This window comes from Litorivicinus lipolyticus, from assembly GCF_009650135.1.
GTDB classification, from domain to species: Bacteria; Pseudomonadota; Gammaproteobacteria; order Pseudomonadales; family Litorivicinaceae; genus Litorivicinus; species Litorivicinus lipolyticus.
In genome coordinates this window covers 152,648-167,443 of the sequence record NZ_CP045871.1, presented here as the reverse complement: position 1 = coordinate 167,443, position 14,796 = coordinate 152,648, and the positions used below count along the sequence as shown (strand labels likewise).

The 14,796-nt window shown below is 59.4% G+C and carries 18 protein-coding genes; 3 read left to right on the top strand and 15 right to left on the bottom strand.

Going from position 1 to position 14,796, the window contains the following annotated elements; translation table 11 throughout:
* Positions 1 to 576 (bottom strand): hypothetical protein, encoded by a 576-nt coding sequence (locus GH975_RS00830; RefSeq protein ID WP_153712682.1) that lies wholly within the window; start codon positions 574 to 576, stop codon positions 1 to 3.
* Positions 577 to 1,269, bottom strand: a complete 693-nt coding sequence (locus tag GH975_RS00825) for an SURF1 family protein (protein ID WP_153712681.1) — start codon at positions 1,267 to 1,269, stop codon at positions 577 to 579.
* A 54-nt stretch (positions 1,270 to 1,323) separates the two neighbouring features.
* On the opposite strand from GH975_RS00825, the gene GH975_RS00820 reads away from it, so the two are divergent.
* The gene (locus GH975_RS00820; RefSeq protein WP_153712680.1) at positions 1,324 to 1,545 is read left to right on the top strand and encodes a DUF2909 domain-containing protein; all 222 of its coding nucleotides are present in this window, start codon (positions 1,324 to 1,326) and stop codon (positions 1,543 to 1,545) included.
* A 9-nt stretch (positions 1,546 to 1,554) separates the two neighbouring features.
* Here GH975_RS00820 and GH975_RS00815 read toward each other — a convergent pair whose 3' ends face one another.
* Genes GH975_RS00815 through coxB form a run of 4 tightly spaced genes read right to left on the bottom strand, consistent with a single transcriptional unit; the run spans position 1,555 to position 5,429 of the window.
* On the bottom strand, positions 1,555 to 2,469 hold the full coding sequence (locus GH975_RS00815) for a cytochrome c oxidase subunit 3 (RefSeq protein WP_153712679.1): 915 nt from the start codon (positions 2,467 to 2,469) through the stop codon (positions 1,555 to 1,557).
* 17 nt (positions 2,470 to 2,486) lie between these two features.
* Positions 2,487 to 3,038 carry a cytochrome c oxidase assembly protein gene (locus tag GH975_RS00810; RefSeq protein WP_153712678.1) on the bottom strand — a complete coding sequence of 184 codons (552 nt, stop codon included), beginning with the start codon at positions 3,036 to 3,038 and terminating at the stop codon, positions 2,487 to 2,489.
* Positions 3,039 to 4,619 (bottom strand): cytochrome c oxidase subunit I, encoded by a 1,581-nt coding sequence (gene ctaD, locus GH975_RS00805; protein ID WP_153712677.1) that lies wholly within the window; start codon positions 4,617 to 4,619, stop codon positions 3,039 to 3,041. It lies immediately after the preceding gene.
* Positions 4,620 to 4,628: 9 nt separating this feature from the next.
* A complete protein-coding gene (gene coxB, locus GH975_RS00800; protein ID WP_322788855.1) occupies positions 4,629 to 5,429 on the bottom strand; it encodes a cytochrome c oxidase subunit II in 801 nt (266 codons plus the stop codon).
* A gap of 202 nt (positions 5,430 to 5,631) precedes the next feature.
* On the opposite strand from coxB, the gene GH975_RS00795 reads away from it, so the two are divergent.
* A complete protein-coding gene (locus tag GH975_RS00795; RefSeq protein ID WP_170272502.1) occupies positions 5,632 to 6,951 on the top strand; it encodes an MATE family efflux transporter in 1,320 nt (439 codons plus the stop codon).
* Here GH975_RS00795 and GH975_RS00790 read toward each other — a convergent pair.
* The 3 genes from GH975_RS00790 to prlC are packed head-to-tail and all read right to left on the bottom strand — an operon-like array spanning position 6,948 to position 9,339.
* Positions 6,948 to 7,067 (bottom strand): entericidin A/B family lipoprotein, encoded by a 120-nt coding sequence (locus tag GH975_RS00790; RefSeq protein ID WP_153712674.1) that lies wholly within the window; start codon positions 7,065 to 7,067, stop codon positions 6,948 to 6,950. The genes GH975_RS00795 and GH975_RS00790 overlap by 4 nt on opposite strands.
* Positions 7,064 to 7,303, bottom strand: a complete 240-nt coding sequence (locus GH975_RS00785; RefSeq protein WP_153712673.1) for a YheV family putative zinc ribbon protein — start codon at positions 7,301 to 7,303, stop codon at positions 7,064 to 7,066. Before GH975_RS00785 ends, GH975_RS00790 begins: the two co-directional genes overlap by 4 nt.
* The gene (prlC, locus tag GH975_RS00780) at positions 7,300 to 9,339 is read right to left on the bottom strand and encodes an oligopeptidase A (protein ID WP_153712672.1); all 2,040 of its coding nucleotides are present in this window, start codon (positions 9,337 to 9,339) and stop codon (positions 7,300 to 7,302) included. Before prlC ends, GH975_RS00785 begins: the two co-directional genes overlap by 4 nt.
* Before the next feature lie 65 nt (positions 9,340 to 9,404).
* Here prlC and GH975_RS00775 point away from each other — a divergent pair, with 65 nt between their 5' ends.
* Positions 9,405 to 9,950 (top strand): gamma carbonic anhydrase family protein, encoded by a 546-nt coding sequence (locus GH975_RS00775; protein WP_153712671.1) that lies wholly within the window; start codon positions 9,405 to 9,407, stop codon positions 9,948 to 9,950.
* On the opposite strand, the gene GH975_RS00770 is transcribed toward GH975_RS00775, so the two are convergent.
* Genes GH975_RS00770 through GH975_RS00745 form a run of 6 tightly spaced genes read right to left on the bottom strand, consistent with a single transcriptional unit; the run spans position 9,947 to position 14,792 of the window.
* Positions 9,947 to 10,840, bottom strand: a complete 894-nt coding sequence (locus GH975_RS00770; RefSeq protein ID WP_246164736.1) for an ATP-binding protein — start codon at positions 10,838 to 10,840, stop codon at positions 9,947 to 9,949. The genes GH975_RS00775 and GH975_RS00770 overlap by 4 nt on opposite strands.
* Positions 10,827 to 11,330, bottom strand: coding sequence for a 5-(carboxyamino)imidazole ribonucleotide mutase (gene purE / locus GH975_RS00765; protein WP_153712670.1), 504 nt, complete (start codon positions 11,328 to 11,330; stop codon positions 10,827 to 10,829). The genes GH975_RS00770 and purE overlap by 14 nt, the downstream gene beginning before the upstream one ends.
* The gene (locus GH975_RS00760) at positions 11,327 to 12,463 is read right to left on the bottom strand and encodes a 5-(carboxyamino)imidazole ribonucleotide synthase (RefSeq protein ID WP_153712669.1); all 1,137 of its coding nucleotides are present in this window, start codon (positions 12,461 to 12,463) and stop codon (positions 11,327 to 11,329) included. The genes purE and GH975_RS00760 overlap by 4 nt, the downstream gene beginning before the upstream one ends.
* Positions 12,464 to 12,517: 54 nt before the next feature.
* Positions 12,518 to 13,312 carry a shikimate dehydrogenase gene (aroE, locus tag GH975_RS00755; RefSeq protein ID WP_153712668.1) on the bottom strand — a complete coding sequence of 265 codons (795 nt, stop codon included), beginning with the start codon at positions 13,310 to 13,312 and terminating at the stop codon, positions 12,518 to 12,520.
* Entirely contained in the window at positions 13,309 to 14,214 is a 906-nt protein-coding gene (hemF, locus tag GH975_RS00750) for an oxygen-dependent coproporphyrinogen oxidase (RefSeq protein WP_153712667.1), read from the bottom strand. Before hemF ends, aroE begins: the two co-directional genes overlap by 4 nt.
* Entirely contained in the window at positions 14,214 to 14,792 is a 579-nt protein-coding gene (locus tag GH975_RS00745) for an L-threonylcarbamoyladenylate synthase (protein WP_153712666.1), read from the bottom strand. The genes hemF and GH975_RS00745 overlap by 1 nt, the downstream gene beginning before the upstream one ends.
* Positions 14,793 to 14,796: the final 4 nt, after the last annotated feature.

Sequence of the window (14,796 nt, the reverse complement as noted above, 5' to 3'; positions counted from 1 at the left end):
CTAGCCTATTTTTGAGGCTTTAAGTAGGCGCTTGAAGTCTTTCAGCAAGGCCTTGCCTGCATCGTTATTATCGTAAACCAACACTAAGTTACCCAATGGATCGGCCAACACCAAGCCCCCATTGCGGCGCAAGGTGTCGGGGGCACCGTTGGCAATCAAGGTGGCAATCAAACTGGCCACATCCGCCGTGCCGACCGCCAAGTTGGGGTGATCCAAATCCAGCGCTTGTTGGGCACTCGAGTTAGGCTGCACATCAACCAGATACAGCCGGCTCATGCGCTCCGACTCACGCCCCAGGGCCGTCACCACCTGGCGGGACAGCACCAAATTTTCAGTTGCCGCCTCGCCGTCCAAGACCACCAGCACCCAACTATTGAAACGGCCGTCGTCTAAACGCGGGTCGCGCACCGGCACCGTCCAATTCAAACTGGCGTCGGTGACAATGGGGTTCAGCAACACCCCCTCGTTGGTTTGGCCGCTGGGGCGAAAACCGCTGTAATACAACCAACTGGCGACCACCAGCGGCGCCGCTGCGATGACGATGAGTGCCGTTGCTGTTATTCGTCCACGTGCCATTTAACGCCTCTTGAATCCGCTATAACCGTATAAAGCCAACAGCGCAAAGGCCATGGCAAACCATTGAAATGCATAGCCTTGGTGTTTGCTGGGCGACCCGACCGCGATGGTCCAGGCGGTGTCAAAGCTACCCGGCTGTTCAGGACCCACCCGCAATTGCCACGGCAACAGCTCACGCCCCAAGCCACCGGACACACGGCCCCAATCCATACGCTGCAACAGCAGCGGAAAGCCCGTGTCGATCGATTCGCCCAATACGAACCGGTCTTTATCGGGGCGATACAAATACCCGGTCACGTTCAGATTGCCACTGGGCAGTACTGGCAGTGGCGGTACCGACATGTCGGTTGCCTTGGCAAGGAAACCCAGATTAACCAACACCGTTTGGGCGCCCGCAACAAGCGGCACCAATACCTCGATCCCGGGCGTGCCGTCACGCAGCCGATTGTCCAGCAGCACCGGCTGATGGCTTAATAGTTGTCCACGTAAGGCGACCCGGGTGTAGTTGGGATCCGGCTGAACCAAGGCCTGTTCCAGCGTCACTGGGGCTAGGTCTTTTTTGGCGCCAAATTCGCGTTCAATCGCGCGCTTTTGTTCAGCACGATCCAGCTGCCAAAAGCCCAGGGCCACAAACACCGGCAAAAACAACATCACAAACAAAGTGGTGCGTACGCCTGGACGGAACCCCTTCAAGCGTCACACCCAAGCGCGTATGCTCGACGCACACCGTTGTACAAGGGGCCGAATGTGTCCGCATTTGCATTGAAAATCATTATTGTCCTGTTGTTCGCCGCAGTCGTCGCCAGCTTGAGTTCCGGTCTTTGGTTTCTACTGAATGATCAACAAGATAGCAAGCGAACGCTGTATGCGCTGGGGGTCCGAATCACGCTGGCGGCGTTGCTGGTAATTGCCGTCGCCTACGGGGTCTTGAGTGGCACATTGGCCATCCAAGCCCCGTGGAACGGGTGACGATTTCGACTACAGGATGTAGACGAACAAGAACAAACCGACCCACACCACATCAACGAAGTGCCAGTACCAGCTGGCCGCTTCGAAGCCAAAATGGTCGTGCGGCTTGAAATGACCGCGGCGATGGCGGATCCACATGATGCCCAGCATGATCGCGCCAATGCACACGTGAAGGCCGTGGAAACCGGTCAACATAAAGAAGGTCGCGCCGTACACGCCAGACTGCAGGGTCAGGCCCAGCTCGGTGTACGCCAGCACGTATTCCTCGGCTTGAAAGCCGACAAACACAAAGCCCAAGATTACCGTCGCTGCCAACCAACGACTCATCGCTTTGTCGTTGCCGTTTTTCAGGCCAACGTGGGCGAAATGCACCGTCACTGACGAACTCAACAGCAACAAGGTGTTGATCAGCGGTAGCCCAGTCCAGGGGATAATTTCATCGGGGCCCTTAACTTGATCCGTGGTCACAATGCCGGTGGAATCGGCCAGTGCCTGTGCCGGCGTTTGCATCAGCGGCCAAACGTTCTCGAATCCCGTCCACAGCATGTTGGCGACGCCTTTTTCACCCTCGCCAGCCAGCCATGGAACGCTGAAGTTTCGAATGTAAAACAGCGCACCAAAGAAGGCCGCAAAGAACATCACTTCCGAGAAAATAAACCAGCCCATGCCCCAGACGTAGGACTTTTGCAGCTGGGCGGAGTTCATCCCGGCTTGGTGCTCTTTGATCACGGTCGTGAACCAAAACCACATCACCGCCAACACCGCCAACAAGCCGACCGCAAATAGGCTGGAGCCGTTGCTGTAGACGTTGCCTGCGTTTGAATCGACAACCCAGACGCCCGCTCCCAGCATCATCGCCGAGGCTGCAATGGTCGCCGCGATCGGCAACTTGCTCTGTTCGGGAACGTAATAACTACCTGCCATGGTCACTCCTTAAATTATTATCGCGCCGCAGTAGCGCCGGCGACTTTGTCAGTAATATCAAACAGGGTGTAATTCAAAGTAATCGCGCGCACGCTGTCCGGCAGATCCGCATCGACCATAAAACGCAACGGCATACGGGTGTCCTGGCCACCGGCCAGGGGCTGCTGCTCGAAACAAAAGCACTCGATCTTGTTCATGTGTGACGCCGCGTAGCCCGGGCTGACGCTCGGCACTGCCTGGGCCACCAAGTCGCGACTGGTCATGTTCTCGGCCAAGTAAGCCGTTTCGTAAACCCGCCCCGGGGTGACCGTCATTTCGGTCGTTTCGGGCCGAAAGCGCCACGGCATCGAACCGCCGTTAACGCTCATAAAGATCACGCGGACCTCGCGGCTGTCATCAATCTCCGTGGTCACACCGGTGTAGGCGCTGGTCGCGGTCTTGCCGTTGATGCCAGCAATTTCACAAATAATGTCGTACAGCGGCACCAAGGCGAAACCAAAGCCAAACATCAGCGCGCCAACCAATAGGCCTCGGCGTAAGGTGCGCTGGATGCCGGCTTCATTCGACATTTACTTGATCTCGGGAGGTGTCGAGAACGAGTGGTAAGGCGCCGGCGACGGCAACGACCATTCCAACCCGTCGGCTCCTTCCCAGCTTTTGGCCTCGGCTTTTTTACCGCCGCGGATCGTGATCACCACGACCGCCAAGAAAATCAGCTGGGTGATGCCAAAGGCAAAAGCACCCACACTGGCGACCATGTTGAAGTCCGCGAACTGCATGTTGTAGTCCGGAATTCGACGCGGCATGCCGGCCAAGCCGATAAAGTGCATCGGGAAAAACGTCAGGTTCATGCCGACGAAAGACAGCCAGAAGTGCAGCTTGCCCAACCATTCCGGGTACATGTTGCCGGTCATTTTCGGCAGCCAGTAATACATCGCCGCGAAGATCGCAAAGATAGCCCCCGGCACCAACACGTAGTGGAAGTGCGCGACCACAAAGTAGGTGTCGTGGTATTGGAAGTCCGCCGGCGCGATCGCCAACATCAAGCCGGAAAATCCACCGATGGTGAACAGCACGACAAAGGCAATCGAGAACAGCATCGGCGTTTCAAAGGTCATCGAACCGCGGAACATGGTGGTGACCCAGTTGAAGACTTTGACGCCGGTCGGCACTGCAATCAGCATGGTCGCGTACATAAAGAACAGCTCGCCGACCAGCGGTATACCCACCGTGAACATGTGGTGCGCCCATACGATGAACGACAGGAATGCAATCGATGAGGTCGCGTAGACCATCGAGCTGTAGCCGAACAGGGTCTTGCGCGCGAAGGCCGGAATGATGTGGCTGACGATGCCGAACGCCGGCAAAATCATGATGTAGACCTCGGGGTGGCCAAAGAACCAGAACACGTGCTGGAACAAGACCGGGTCGCCACCACCGGCGGCGTCGAAGAAGCTGGTGCCGAAGTTAATGTCCATCAACATCATGGTAATGACGCCCGCCAGTACCGGTATAACCGCCACCAGCAGATACGATGTGATCAGCCACGACCATACAAACATCGGCATTTTCATTAGCGTCATACCGGGAGCGCGCATGTTGAAAATAGTCGCGATGATGTTGATCGAACCCATAATCGAGGACACGCCCATTAGGTGCATGGCAAAGATGAAAAAGGTCACACTCGGCGGCGCATAGGTGGTCGACAGCGGCGCATAGAACGTCCAACCATAGTTTGCACCACCCCCTTCCATGAATAGCGTCGACAACAAAATCGTGAAGCTAAAGGGCAACAGCCAAAACGACCAGTTGTTCAAGCGCGGCAAGGCCATGTCCGGCGCGCCAATCATGACCGGGATCAGCCAGTTAGCCAGGCCCACAAAGGCCGGCATGACCGCCCCAAACACCATGATCAGGCCGTGCATCGTGGTCATCTGGTTAAAAAATTCCGGCTCGACGATCTGCAGGCCGGGCTGGAACAGCTCCGAGCGGATCACCAGCGCAAAGGCACCGCCGACAAAAAACATGGCGAATGAAAACCACAGATACATCGCACCGATGTCTTTGTGGTTCGTGGTGAACACCCAACGCATAAAGCCTTTTTTCGGGCCATGGTCGTCGTGGGCGTGATTATCAATGACAGCACTCATCACAAACTCCTAGCGATTGGCGACCGCGGGCGTGATGCCGCGAGCCTGAGCAATTTGTTGCTTCTTATTGTCGACCCAAGCGTAATACTCGTCCTCGGGCACCACTTTGACCACAATCGGCATGTAACCGTGGGCTTCGCCGCACAGCTCAGCGCACTGGCCGCGATAGATACCCGGCTCAGGTACGATCGTCCAGGATTCGTTAATGAAGCCCGGTATCGCGTCCTTCTTGACCGCAAAGTCAGGCACCCAAAAGGCGTGAATCACGTCGTTGGCGGTAATTAGGAAACGTACTTTCTTGTTGGCCGGAATGACCAGCGGCTGGTCGACTTCCAACAGGTAGTTGGGGTTCTTTGGCGCTTCGTTATAGACCTCGGCGCGCGGCGTCGACAGGTTCGAAAAGAACGCCATGTTGTCGCCGTTGCCCAAATCCTCGCCCAGGTACTCGTAGCTCCACTTCCACTGGTAGCCCATGACCTTGATGTCGATGTCCGAGTCGCTGGCATCGTACATTTGAATCAGTACCTTGGTCGCCGGCACGCACATGGCCACCAAAATAATAAACGGAATCGCGGTCCACACTATTTCCAGCTTGGTCGATTCATGGAAGGTATCGGAGACTGCACCGCGACTTTTGCGATGGTAGTAGATCGAATAGAACATGACGCCGAAGACGACGACGCCGATGCCCACACAGACCCAGAAAATGGTCATGTGCAAGCCGTACACCGCTTGCGATATTTCCGTCACCCCCTGACGCATATTCAGGTCCCAGGCAGCCCAAGCCGCTGGTGTGGTGAGCAAGCTCATTAGTACAATCCAAAAACGCATAGTGCCTCCGCGTTGCGTGTATTCCGCAAGGCCAAGCATCCGCGCCCCTCCTAGCCTGCTATTGCTGGCATGGAAAAGGATGTTTCAGTCGCAGATCTTAGCTTTATTATTTAGCGCTGGCCTTTTCAGGCCCGGTAACTATTGTCAAACGCCAGCCAAAGTGCAACCCCCTAAGGACCTCATGATCGCCACAACCCCAAACAATTCAAAGGCTCAAGCCCTACTCGCGGCCTGGAAACTGGCGTGGCCGTTGATTGTCGCGAATGCCTCACTGCCACTGATGGCGGCCGTTGATACCGCCGTGGCCGGGCGCCTGGACGGTCCGCAACCCCTGGCCGCCATTGCCCTGGGCGGCGCGTGGGTGACCTTGGTGTTTTGGGCCTTTGGTTTTTTACGCATTGCCATGGGCGGACTGGCGGCACAGGCTTTTGGGCGTGGCGATCGTCACGACAGCTGGAATTTACTGGCCCAGGGGCTGGTGATTGCGGTCGCCATCGGCGCTGCACTCAGCGTCGCCGGCTGGTGGCTGATTGACCCGGTGCTGGCCAGGCTGGCGCTGGAACCAGGACTGGGCCAGCAAACCCTGGCCTATACTGGCGTGCGCTGGGGCGGTGCGATATTGGCACTGGCGTACTACGCGCTGCACGGCTGGTTAATGGGTCAGGGCAACACCCGGGCCTTAGCCGTGGTGCTGGTCGCCACCAACCTGATCAACATGGCACTCAGCGCAGGGTTGGGGCTGTGGGCCGGACAGGGGGTCGCCGGCATCGCGCTGGCAACCGTACTCAGCCAGCTGGCCGGGGTCGCCATGGCCGTGTGGCTGGTGCACCGGCAACTGGGCAGCCTGTGGATGGGATGGCCAAACTGGGCCGGCGCGCGCCAGCTGTTCAGTGCCAACGCCCTGGTGTTTGTGCGCGCACTGGCGCTGTTGGCGGTGTTCACCTGGTTTAACACCCAGTCCGCCCTGTTAAGCGCCATGGATGCCGCCGTCAATGCGATCTTACTGACCCTTTTGGCGGTCGCCGCCTATTCATTGGATGGGTTTGCCGACGCCGCTGAAATTCAAACCGGTCATGCCATCGGTCGCCGCGATCCCAGCGCATTGCGCTTGGCGCTGTGGGCGGGCGCGGTGTGTTCACTGACCAGCGCGGCGCTGGCGTCGTTGCTGCTGTGGCTGGGGGCGCCCTGGTGGGTTGGGCTGCTGTCGAACCAAGCCGCGATCAGCGACCAAGCCTTGGCTGTCTTTTGGTGGCTGGCACCGCTGCCGCTGGTGGCCTGGATCAGTTATTTTTTCGACGGCGTGTTCATCGGCGCCAATCGCTTCAAACCGATGGCGTGGATTATGCTTGCCAGCACTGGGCTGGTGTATTTTCCGCTGTGGTACGCCACCCAAGGCGCCGGCTTGGCCGGGCTATGGATCGCGTTTTGGGGCTGGCAGCTGGCCCGCGCGGGCGCCATGGCGTGCTTTTTCAAATGGCGGCTGTGGCCGTCACTGGGCTAGCGTTGGGCGGCTTCTTCAAGGCGCTCACCGGCCTTTTGAATGTCTTTGCCCAGGCCCTCAACGGTGGCGCAGCCGGCCATCATCAGGACCACACATAGGCCAATCAGTCGCTTCATTTTTTAACCTCCGGGACAAACCGAATCGGTGCAATGTCGTCGGTCGTTTTTGGACCCGCGCGGTCCTGGTTGACACGCGTCACCAGCTCGCTCGGTGCATCGGCGTAAATCGCATCCTCAAAACCACAGGCCACACACTCGCGCAGCTGGGTTCCGGCGTCGTTGCTCCAGGCGCGAATTTTGTCGCGACCACTGCACTTCGGGCACACGGCACCGGCAATAAAACGCTTAATCATGCCGCCAACCCATTATGCCGAAGCAGTGCATCAACGCTGGGCTGACGCCCACGAAAGGCGATAAACAGCGCCATCGGGTCGGCACTGCCGCCGCGTTCTAATATGTTTTCGGCAAAGCTGCGCCCGACCTCGGCACTCATCACGCCCTCTTCTTCGAAACGGCTGAAGGCATCGGCGCTTAACACCTCGGCCCACTTGTAACTGTAATAGCCGGCCGCGTAGCCGCCGGCAAAAATGTGGCTAAACGCACAGGGGAATCGGCCAAACGCGGGCGCGGGCATGACCGCGACGCGATCACGCACCCCCGCCAACACGTCCATAAAGGGCATCGGCGCTTCGGGGTCGTAGTGGGCGTGCAATTCAAAATCAAACAGCGCGAACTCGACCTGACGCAGGGTCTGCATGCCGGCCTGGAACCCGCGCGCGGCAATCAGCTTGTCCAATTCGGCTCGCGGCAACGGCTCGCCACTGTCAACATGCCCAGACATGCGCGCCAAACCCTCGGGCAGGTAGCACCAATTTTCCAGGAACTGGCTCGGCAACTCGACCGCGTCCCAGGGCACACCGGCAATGCCCGACACCCCGAGCGCCTCTTGTTGGGTCAACATATGGTGCAAACCGTGGCCAAACTCATGGAACAGCGTGACCGCCTCATCGTGGGTCAACAGCGCTGGCTGATCGCCCACGGGACGAGTGAAGTTACAGGTCAAATAGGCCACCGGCAGCTGCAATATGCTGTCCGGCTCGCGCCAGCGCGAGCGACACACATCCATCCACGCGCCGCCGCGCTTGCCTTCGCGGGCGTACACATCCAGGTAGAAAAAGCCGAGGGTTTCCTCGCCGCGCAGAATGCGCCAAAAGCTGGCTTCGTCATGCCACAGATCAACGTCTTTTTCCTGCTCGACACGAAAATCAAACAGCTCGCCGGTGATGCTAAACAGCCCGTTCAGCACTTGCGGCAGCGGGAACCACGGACGCAGCGCCTCCTGGTCCAGATCAAAGTCTCGCTCTTTCAAGCGTTCGCTGTAAAAGCCCGTGTCCCACGGCTCCATCGGGTCGACCCCGGCGTCTTTGGCAAAGGCCCGAACGCTGGCCACTTCGGCCTCGGCAAAGGGCCGTGCCTTGTCCGCCAGGTCGCTCAAAAAGTCGATCACTTGGTCGCTATTGCTGGCCATTTTAGTCGCCAACGAACGCTCGGCGTAGTTAGCAAACCCCAGCAACTGCGACAACTCGTGACGCAGTGCCAAGATTTCATTGATCCGCTCGCTGTTGTCGTATTGACCGGCATTCGGGCCCTGGTCGCTGGCGCGCGTAGTCCAGGCCGTATAGACGGTTTCACGCAGCGCTCGGTCGCGGGCAAACGACAGCACCGTCATCACCACCGGCGCATCCAAAGTCACCAAAAAACCATCCAATTCACGCGCCGCCGCCAGCTGCGCCATCATCCCGCGAATGCTGTCCGGAACACCGTCAAGGCGGCTGTCGTCGGCCAGATGTAAAGTCCAGGCCTGGGACGCGTCCAACACCGCATCGGAAAACGCCGACGACAGGTCCGACAAGCGCGCCTTGATGTCGCCATAGCGTTTTTTTGCATCGCCACTGAGCCCGACACCGGCCAACTCAAAATCGCGCACACCGTCATCAATAACCTTGCGCCGTGCATCGTCCAGAGCGGAATATTCAGGCGAGGCGCGCAGCGCTTTATAAGCGTTGTACAGCGCCGTGTGCTGGCCCACCCAGGTGGCGAACTCCGACAACAACGGCAAGCACTGATTGTAAGCGTCTCGCAGCGCCGGCGTATCAATCACCGCCTTGATGTGGCCAACCGGCGAGAACGCCTGGCTTAAACGTTCGCTAGCGGCATCGATCGGCGCAATTAAACCTGCCCAGGTCGGCGTCAGCGCGTCCACCGCGGTGACCCGATCAATGGTCTGTTTGGCATTCGCAATCAAGGCTTCAATGGCCGGCTGAATGTGTTCAGGCTCGATCGCACTAAAAGCAGGCAGCGCGTGGTCTTGGAGTAACGGATTGGTCATCTATCGATCCTTCATTTGACTGATGTCATACTGGGTTGCCACCCCCCATTTTTCAAGGAGACCGAATGGCTGTCAGGACATGGAATGGGCACCAGCCCGAGCTTGGAACCGATGTATTTGTCGACCCAATGGCGTGCGTATTAGGTGAGGTAAAACTCGGCGATCATGTCTCGATCTGGCCCGGCGCGGTATTGCGTGGCGACGTTAACCACATTCACATTGGCGACTATTCCAACGTTCAGGACGGCGCCATCGTTCACTGCAGCCACAAAAGCGAGGCCAACCCCGCCGGCTTTCCAACCGTCCTGGGCACCCGTGTCACCGTCGGCCATCAAGCCTGTCTGCACGGCTGCACCATTGGTAACAATGTACTGATCGGGATTGGCGCGACCGTGCTTGACGGCGCCGTGGTCGAGGACAATGTAGTCATCGCCGCGGGCGCTTTAGTGCCACCGCGCAAGCGCTTGGAATCCGGCTACATGTATGTCGGCGTGCCGGCCAAAGCAGCACGCCCACTGACTGACAACGAGTTAGCGTTTTTCGAGTACACCACTAACCACTACGTCAAGTTGCAAGCCACGCACCGCGCCTGCGACTGGGCTGGCGACTAAGACTGCGCCATCAGCCAGCGCGCCACCCAATCGCGCACAAACTGGTGCGCCACGCGGCCGCCACGACCGCCGCGCTCAATCGCAAACCGGCTCGCTTCGATGGCCATCTGGTCGTCGAACTTTGGCAGTGCGATGTCCACCTGCGCGGCCATTTGGCCGTAGGCGTGACGGCAAATATCTAGGTAGTCGGCCTGGGCGTATTGGTAAAAGCTGAGGCTGAGACCAAAGCGATCAGCCAACGAAATGCGCTCATTGATGCTGTCCGCCAGGTGCACTTCGCCACCGTCACGCACATCCCCCGTCGAAGCTAGGTTATCAGCGGCCAGTTCTGGCACCAAGTGCTTGCGATTGGACGTCGCCACCACCATCAGATTTGACGGCACGCTGGCAATCGACCCTTCGAGCACGGTCTTAAGCGCTTGGTAGCCGGTGTCGCCGGACTCAAATGACAGGTCGTCACAAAACACTACAAAGTGATACGGCAGGTCAGCCAATTGCGCCAGTACCTGCGGCAGTCGCCCCAAATCCGCCTTGGCAAATTCGATCAGGCGCAATCCTCGGTCGTGATAGTCGGTCAGCAAAGCCCGCACCAAGGAGCTTTTGCCGGTACCGCGAGCCCCCCACAACAGCACGTGATTACACGGCCAGCCCTTCAAAAATAGCTCGGCATTGGCGCGGAACTGCTGTTGCTGGCGGTCCATCGCCAACAGGTCGCTGAACCGTTGATCCAATGCTGCCTGCATGGGTACCAAACCGCCGCCTACACCTGCGGACTGGTAACCCACGGCCAACACGTCTTCAAAATCAACCGGGTCGAAACGTGGTGGTAACGCCGGCTCCAGCCGATCCAGCAGCGCCAGCAAGCGCGCGTTTAATTCAGACGACAACATCGCCGTACTCCCCTGCCACGGTGTCGGCTTTGGCCAATACTTGGTGCTCCATGTCGACCAGGTGCTGGGCCAACTGGGCCTGGATCCGGGCGTCGCCGGTGCCAATAATGCGCAGCGCCAACAACGCAGCATTCGCCGAGTTATCAATGGCCACGGTCGCCACCGGAATCCCCTTGGGCATTTGAACAATGCTCATCAGGCTGTCCTGGCCTTGCATCGCGGTAATGTTCACCGGCACACCAATGACCGGCACGGTGGTCATGGCCGCGACCATGCCAGGCAAGTGTGCGGCACCGCCGGCGCCGGCGATGATCGCTTTGAGGCCGCGTTCTGCGGCCGAGCGCGCGTAGCGAACCATGCGATCCGGCGTACGATGCGCCGACACGATGGTCAGCTCAAATTCGACCCCGAATTCGGCCAGGGTATCCGCGGCCGCGCGCATGACGTTCAGGTCACTGTCGCTGCCCATGATGATGCCAACTTGTTTCATTGTGCGTTGTGTCCTTTGATAACCAATATCGCCTTAGCCGCCCTGGCGTTTGCCAGAACCTGATCGACGCTGTCGGCCACCACACTAAAGTGGCCCATCTTGCGACCGGGGCGGCATTCCGCCTTACCGTAAAGATGAACGCTGACGCCGGGAATAGCCAGTGCCGCTGACAAGCCCTCGACCTCGGTTGGGCCCTGCCAACCTTGGGCCCCGATCAAGTTAACCAGCGCTGCCGGCTTGGGCTGTTCGGTGCTGCCCAGCGGCAAGCCCAACAGCAATCGCGCCTGTTGCCCAAATTGGCTGGTCTGGCAGGCTTCGATGCTGTGATGACCGGAGTTGTGTGCGCGTGGCGCGATTTCATTGACCAGCAATTGGTCGTCATGGGTCACGAACAATTCGACCCCGAACAAACCAACGCCCTGCAACTGAGTGACCACGGTCTCGGCCAAGGACTGAGCCTGGGTGCGCAGTTCGCCGTCAATGCGCGCCGGCGTCAGCAACAGATCCAACAGGTTCAAGTCGGGGTCGACGACCATTTCGACCGGCTCGAACACCGCACACTGGCCATCCGGCGTGCGCGCGACCATGACCGCCAGCTCCATGCGTGCGTCGACTTTTTTCTCGATAAAGGACGGACTCGTCAAGCGTTCGGGGTAGTCCGCTTCGCTGTCCATCACCACAACACCGCGGCCGTCATAGCCACCGGTGCGTGTTTTTTGAACCAGCGGGTAGCCAAAGTCGGCAAAGGCGGCGGCATTGTCCGGGTTGACCTCAACAAACGGCGAGGTCGGGATACCCAGGCGCCGGTAGGCTTGTTTTTGGGTCAGTTTGTCGCGGATCAGGGCAATCAGTTCCGGCGCCGGATAGACCGGCGTGCCGGCGTCGCGCACGCGTGCCAGGGCGTCGACCCCGACGTCTTCCAGCTCAACCGTAATGACGTCGACCTGTGCAGCCAACGCCGCGATGGCCTCGGCGTCGTGATAGCCGCCCATCACCTGGGCATCGGCATTGGCGCTTGCCGGCGCGCGGGCATCCGGGTCCAGTACCGTCAGGGTGCCCCCCAATGCGGTGACTTCGGGCTGAAGCATGCGGGCCAGCTGGCCCGCGCCAATGACGCCAATTCGCTTGGTCATTATCTGTCCTTGGCTTACTCAAGCGTAAGCACAAAAGGCCAACAGTTTAGGGCTTCACAGCGACCTTCTCAATTGCTCAAGTACTGGGCCGGCGTCCGGCAACTGACCAAACCAGCGCTCGAACGCCTCGGCGGCCTGGCCAACCAGCATGCCCAGCCCATCCGCGACCGCACCGGCACCGGCATCAACACCGGCACGCATCAGTGCGGTTGGTTCGGCGCCATAGATCATGTCGTAGACCAGCGTATTTGAGTCAACGGCACCCGCCGGCAAGGTCACGGACTGCGCCGATAAGCCGGCACTGGACGCCCCAATCACCAGATCAAACGCCGCCTCGCCCGGTTGCCACAGCTGACCACCGCACTGGGCAATTAAGGTTTCGGCGCGCGCTTGGGTGCGGTTACAGACCTGTAAACAGGCAGGATTTTCGGCCAGCAAGGGCCCCATTGCACCGCGTGCCGCGCCGCCGGCGCCCAGCACCAGCACACGCGCGCCACTGAGTGTCGTCCCGAGCCGACGCAAATCCAGCACCAACCCGGCGCCGTCGGTGTTGTCGCCGCTAACGCCGCCGGACTCGGCAATCAAGGTGTTACAGGCACCCGCGACGCGGGCTGCATCACTGTGTGCCCCGACCCACTCATAAACCGATTCTTTATGCGGCACCGTGACATTGAGCCCGCGACCGCCGCCGGCAAAAAACTCGCTTAAAAAACGCGTCAACTCCGGTGCCGTTACACGGAATTTTTGGTAGTCCAGTTCGATCCCCAACTGGCGCCCGAAAGCGGCGTGGATATCGGGGCTTTTGGAATGCTCGATCGGGTCACCGATGACCCCTAGGCGTGCCGTCACACCCACTCCCTAAAGGGTAAAAACCGCGTCGTCAGATCGGCTTCGGGCGAGCCCGGTTCGGCCGCCCACTCATAGCCCCATTTGGCCATCGGCGGCATCGACATCAAAATCGATTCGGTGCGGCCGCCGGACTGCAGCCCAAACAGCGTGCCCCGGTCCCAGACCAGATTAAATTCCACGTAGCGCCCGCGCCGAAAGGCTTGGAAGTCGCGCTGGGCCTCGCTGTATGGCGTGTCCTTGCGGGCTTCAATAATCGGCAAATAGGCGTCTAAATAGGTGTTGCCGACCGCCTGCATAACCGCGAACGCGTGCTCAAAACCGCCTTCGTTAAAGTCGTCGAAAAAGACCCCGCCGACGCCGCGTGCTTCATCCCGGTGCTTCAAAAAGAAGTAGTCGTCACACCAGCCCTTGAAGCGCGGGTACAACTGAGCATCCAGTTCGTCCAGCGCGTTTTTAGCGGTCCGGTGCCAGTGCACACAGTCCGACTCGACGCCGTAATAGGGCGTCAAGTCGTAACCGCCGCCGAACCACCAGACCGGTGCTTCGCCGTCTTTTTCGGCGACAAAAAAGCGTACATTGGCATGGCTGGTTGGCACGTGCGGGTTGCGTGGATGAATCACCAAGGACACCCCCATGGCACGCCAGCTGCGCCCGGCTAATTCGGGACGCGCGGCGGTTGCCGACGGCGGCAAGGTGGCACCCTCAACATGCGAAAAGCCGACGCCGCCCTTTTCAATCAACGCGCCCTCGGCAATGACCCGGCTGCGGCCGCCGCCACCTTCTGGCCGTTGCCAAGTTTGTTCGGCAAAGTTGCCGCCGCCATCCGCCGCCGCCAACCCCGCGCAAATACGGTCCTGCAAGTCACGCAGGTAGGTTTCCACGCGTTCAGTCATCCGGTCCATCAGTCGTCCTTATCGGGGCCGCCGCGTAAAAACGCGCCGTCCCATGCTTGTCGAATTGGAGTGGAGTGGCCAAGCCCCCCCAGTGGTGCCCGGTACCAGCCATCGAGCTTAGCGCCCCATGGCGTCAACCAGGTTCGTTCGCGCATGCCACGCCCGGACAAATTGGCCGAGGTGCTGACAATTGCAGTGCCCAGGTGATCCAAGACCTGGCGCATGGGCGCATGCTCGGTAATGCGCACAGCGACCGTGTCGCGACCACCGGTCAATACCGCCGGCGCCTGCGTTGAGCAGCGAACGATCCAAGTATACACACCGGGCCAGCGCGCTCGGGCCCGTTCCAACTGGCTTTGATCTAGGACAAAGTCGGCCACCTGGGCCGGCTCCGACGCCAATAGAATTAACCCTTTGTTTGGCGCGCGACGCTTTAATGCGATCACCTCGGCGACCCGGTCCGACCGGTCGGCGCGACAGCCAATACCCCAGACACCTTCCGTTGGGTAACCCAAGATAGCGCCGTCAGCAAAGGCGTCCGCGCATTCGCGCGCATCGAAGCGCGGCTGGAATCGTAATCGTTTCATGCGC

Bases quoted from the DNA above. Each gene is read 5' to 3' on its own strand.
- GH975_RS00830 (WP_153712682.1), bottom strand. From the start codon at position 576: ATGGCACGTGGACGAATAACAGCAACGGCACTCATCGTCATCGCAGCG.
- GH975_RS00815 (WP_153712679.1), bottom strand. From the start codon at position 2,469: ATGGCAGGTAGTTATTACGTTCCCGAACAGAGCAAGTTGCCGATCGCG.
- GH975_RS00810 (WP_153712678.1), bottom strand. From the start codon at position 3,038: ATGTCGAATGAAGCCGGCATCCAGCGCACCTTACGCCGAGGCCTATTG.
- ctaD (WP_153712677.1), bottom strand. From the start codon at position 4,619: ATGAGTGCTGTCATTGATAATCACGCCCACGACGACCATGGCCCGAAA.
- coxB (WP_322788855.1), bottom strand. From the start codon at position 5,429: ATGAGCTTGCTCACCACACCAGCGGCTTGGGCTGCCTGGGACCTGAAT.
- GH975_RS00795 (WP_170272502.1), top strand. From the start codon at position 5,632: ATGATCGCCACAACCCCAAACAATTCAAAGGCTCAAGCCCTACTCGCG.
- GH975_RS00790 (WP_153712674.1), bottom strand. From the start codon at position 7,067: ATGAAGCGACTGATTGGCCTATGTGTGGTCCTGATGATGGCCGGCTGC.
- GH975_RS00785 (WP_153712673.1), bottom strand. From the start codon at position 7,303: ATGATTAAGCGTTTTATTGCCGGTGCCGTGTGCCCGAAGTGCAGTGGT.
- prlC (WP_153712672.1), bottom strand. From the start codon at position 9,339: ATGACCAATCCGTTACTCCAAGACCACGCGCTGCCTGCTTTTAGTGCG.
- GH975_RS00775 (WP_153712671.1), top strand. From the start codon at position 9,405: ATGGCTGTCAGGACATGGAATGGGCACCAGCCCGAGCTTGGAACCGAT.
- GH975_RS00770 (WP_246164736.1), bottom strand. From the start codon at position 10,840: ATGTTGTCGTCTGAATTAAACGCGCGCTTGCTGGCGCTGCTGGATCGG.
- purE (WP_153712670.1), bottom strand. From the start codon at position 11,330: ATGAAACAAGTTGGCATCATCATGGGCAGCGACAGTGACCTGAACGTC.
- GH975_RS00760 (WP_153712669.1), bottom strand. From the start codon at position 12,463: ATGACCAAGCGAATTGGCGTCATTGGCGCGGGCCAGCTGGCCCGCATG.
- hemF (WP_153712667.1), bottom strand. From the start codon at position 14,214: ATGGACCGGATGACTGAACGCGTGGAAACCTACCTGCGTGACTTGCAG.
- GH975_RS00745 (WP_153712666.1), bottom strand. From the start codon at position 14,792: ATGAAACGATTACGATTCCAGCCGCGCTTCGATGCGCGCGAATGCGCG.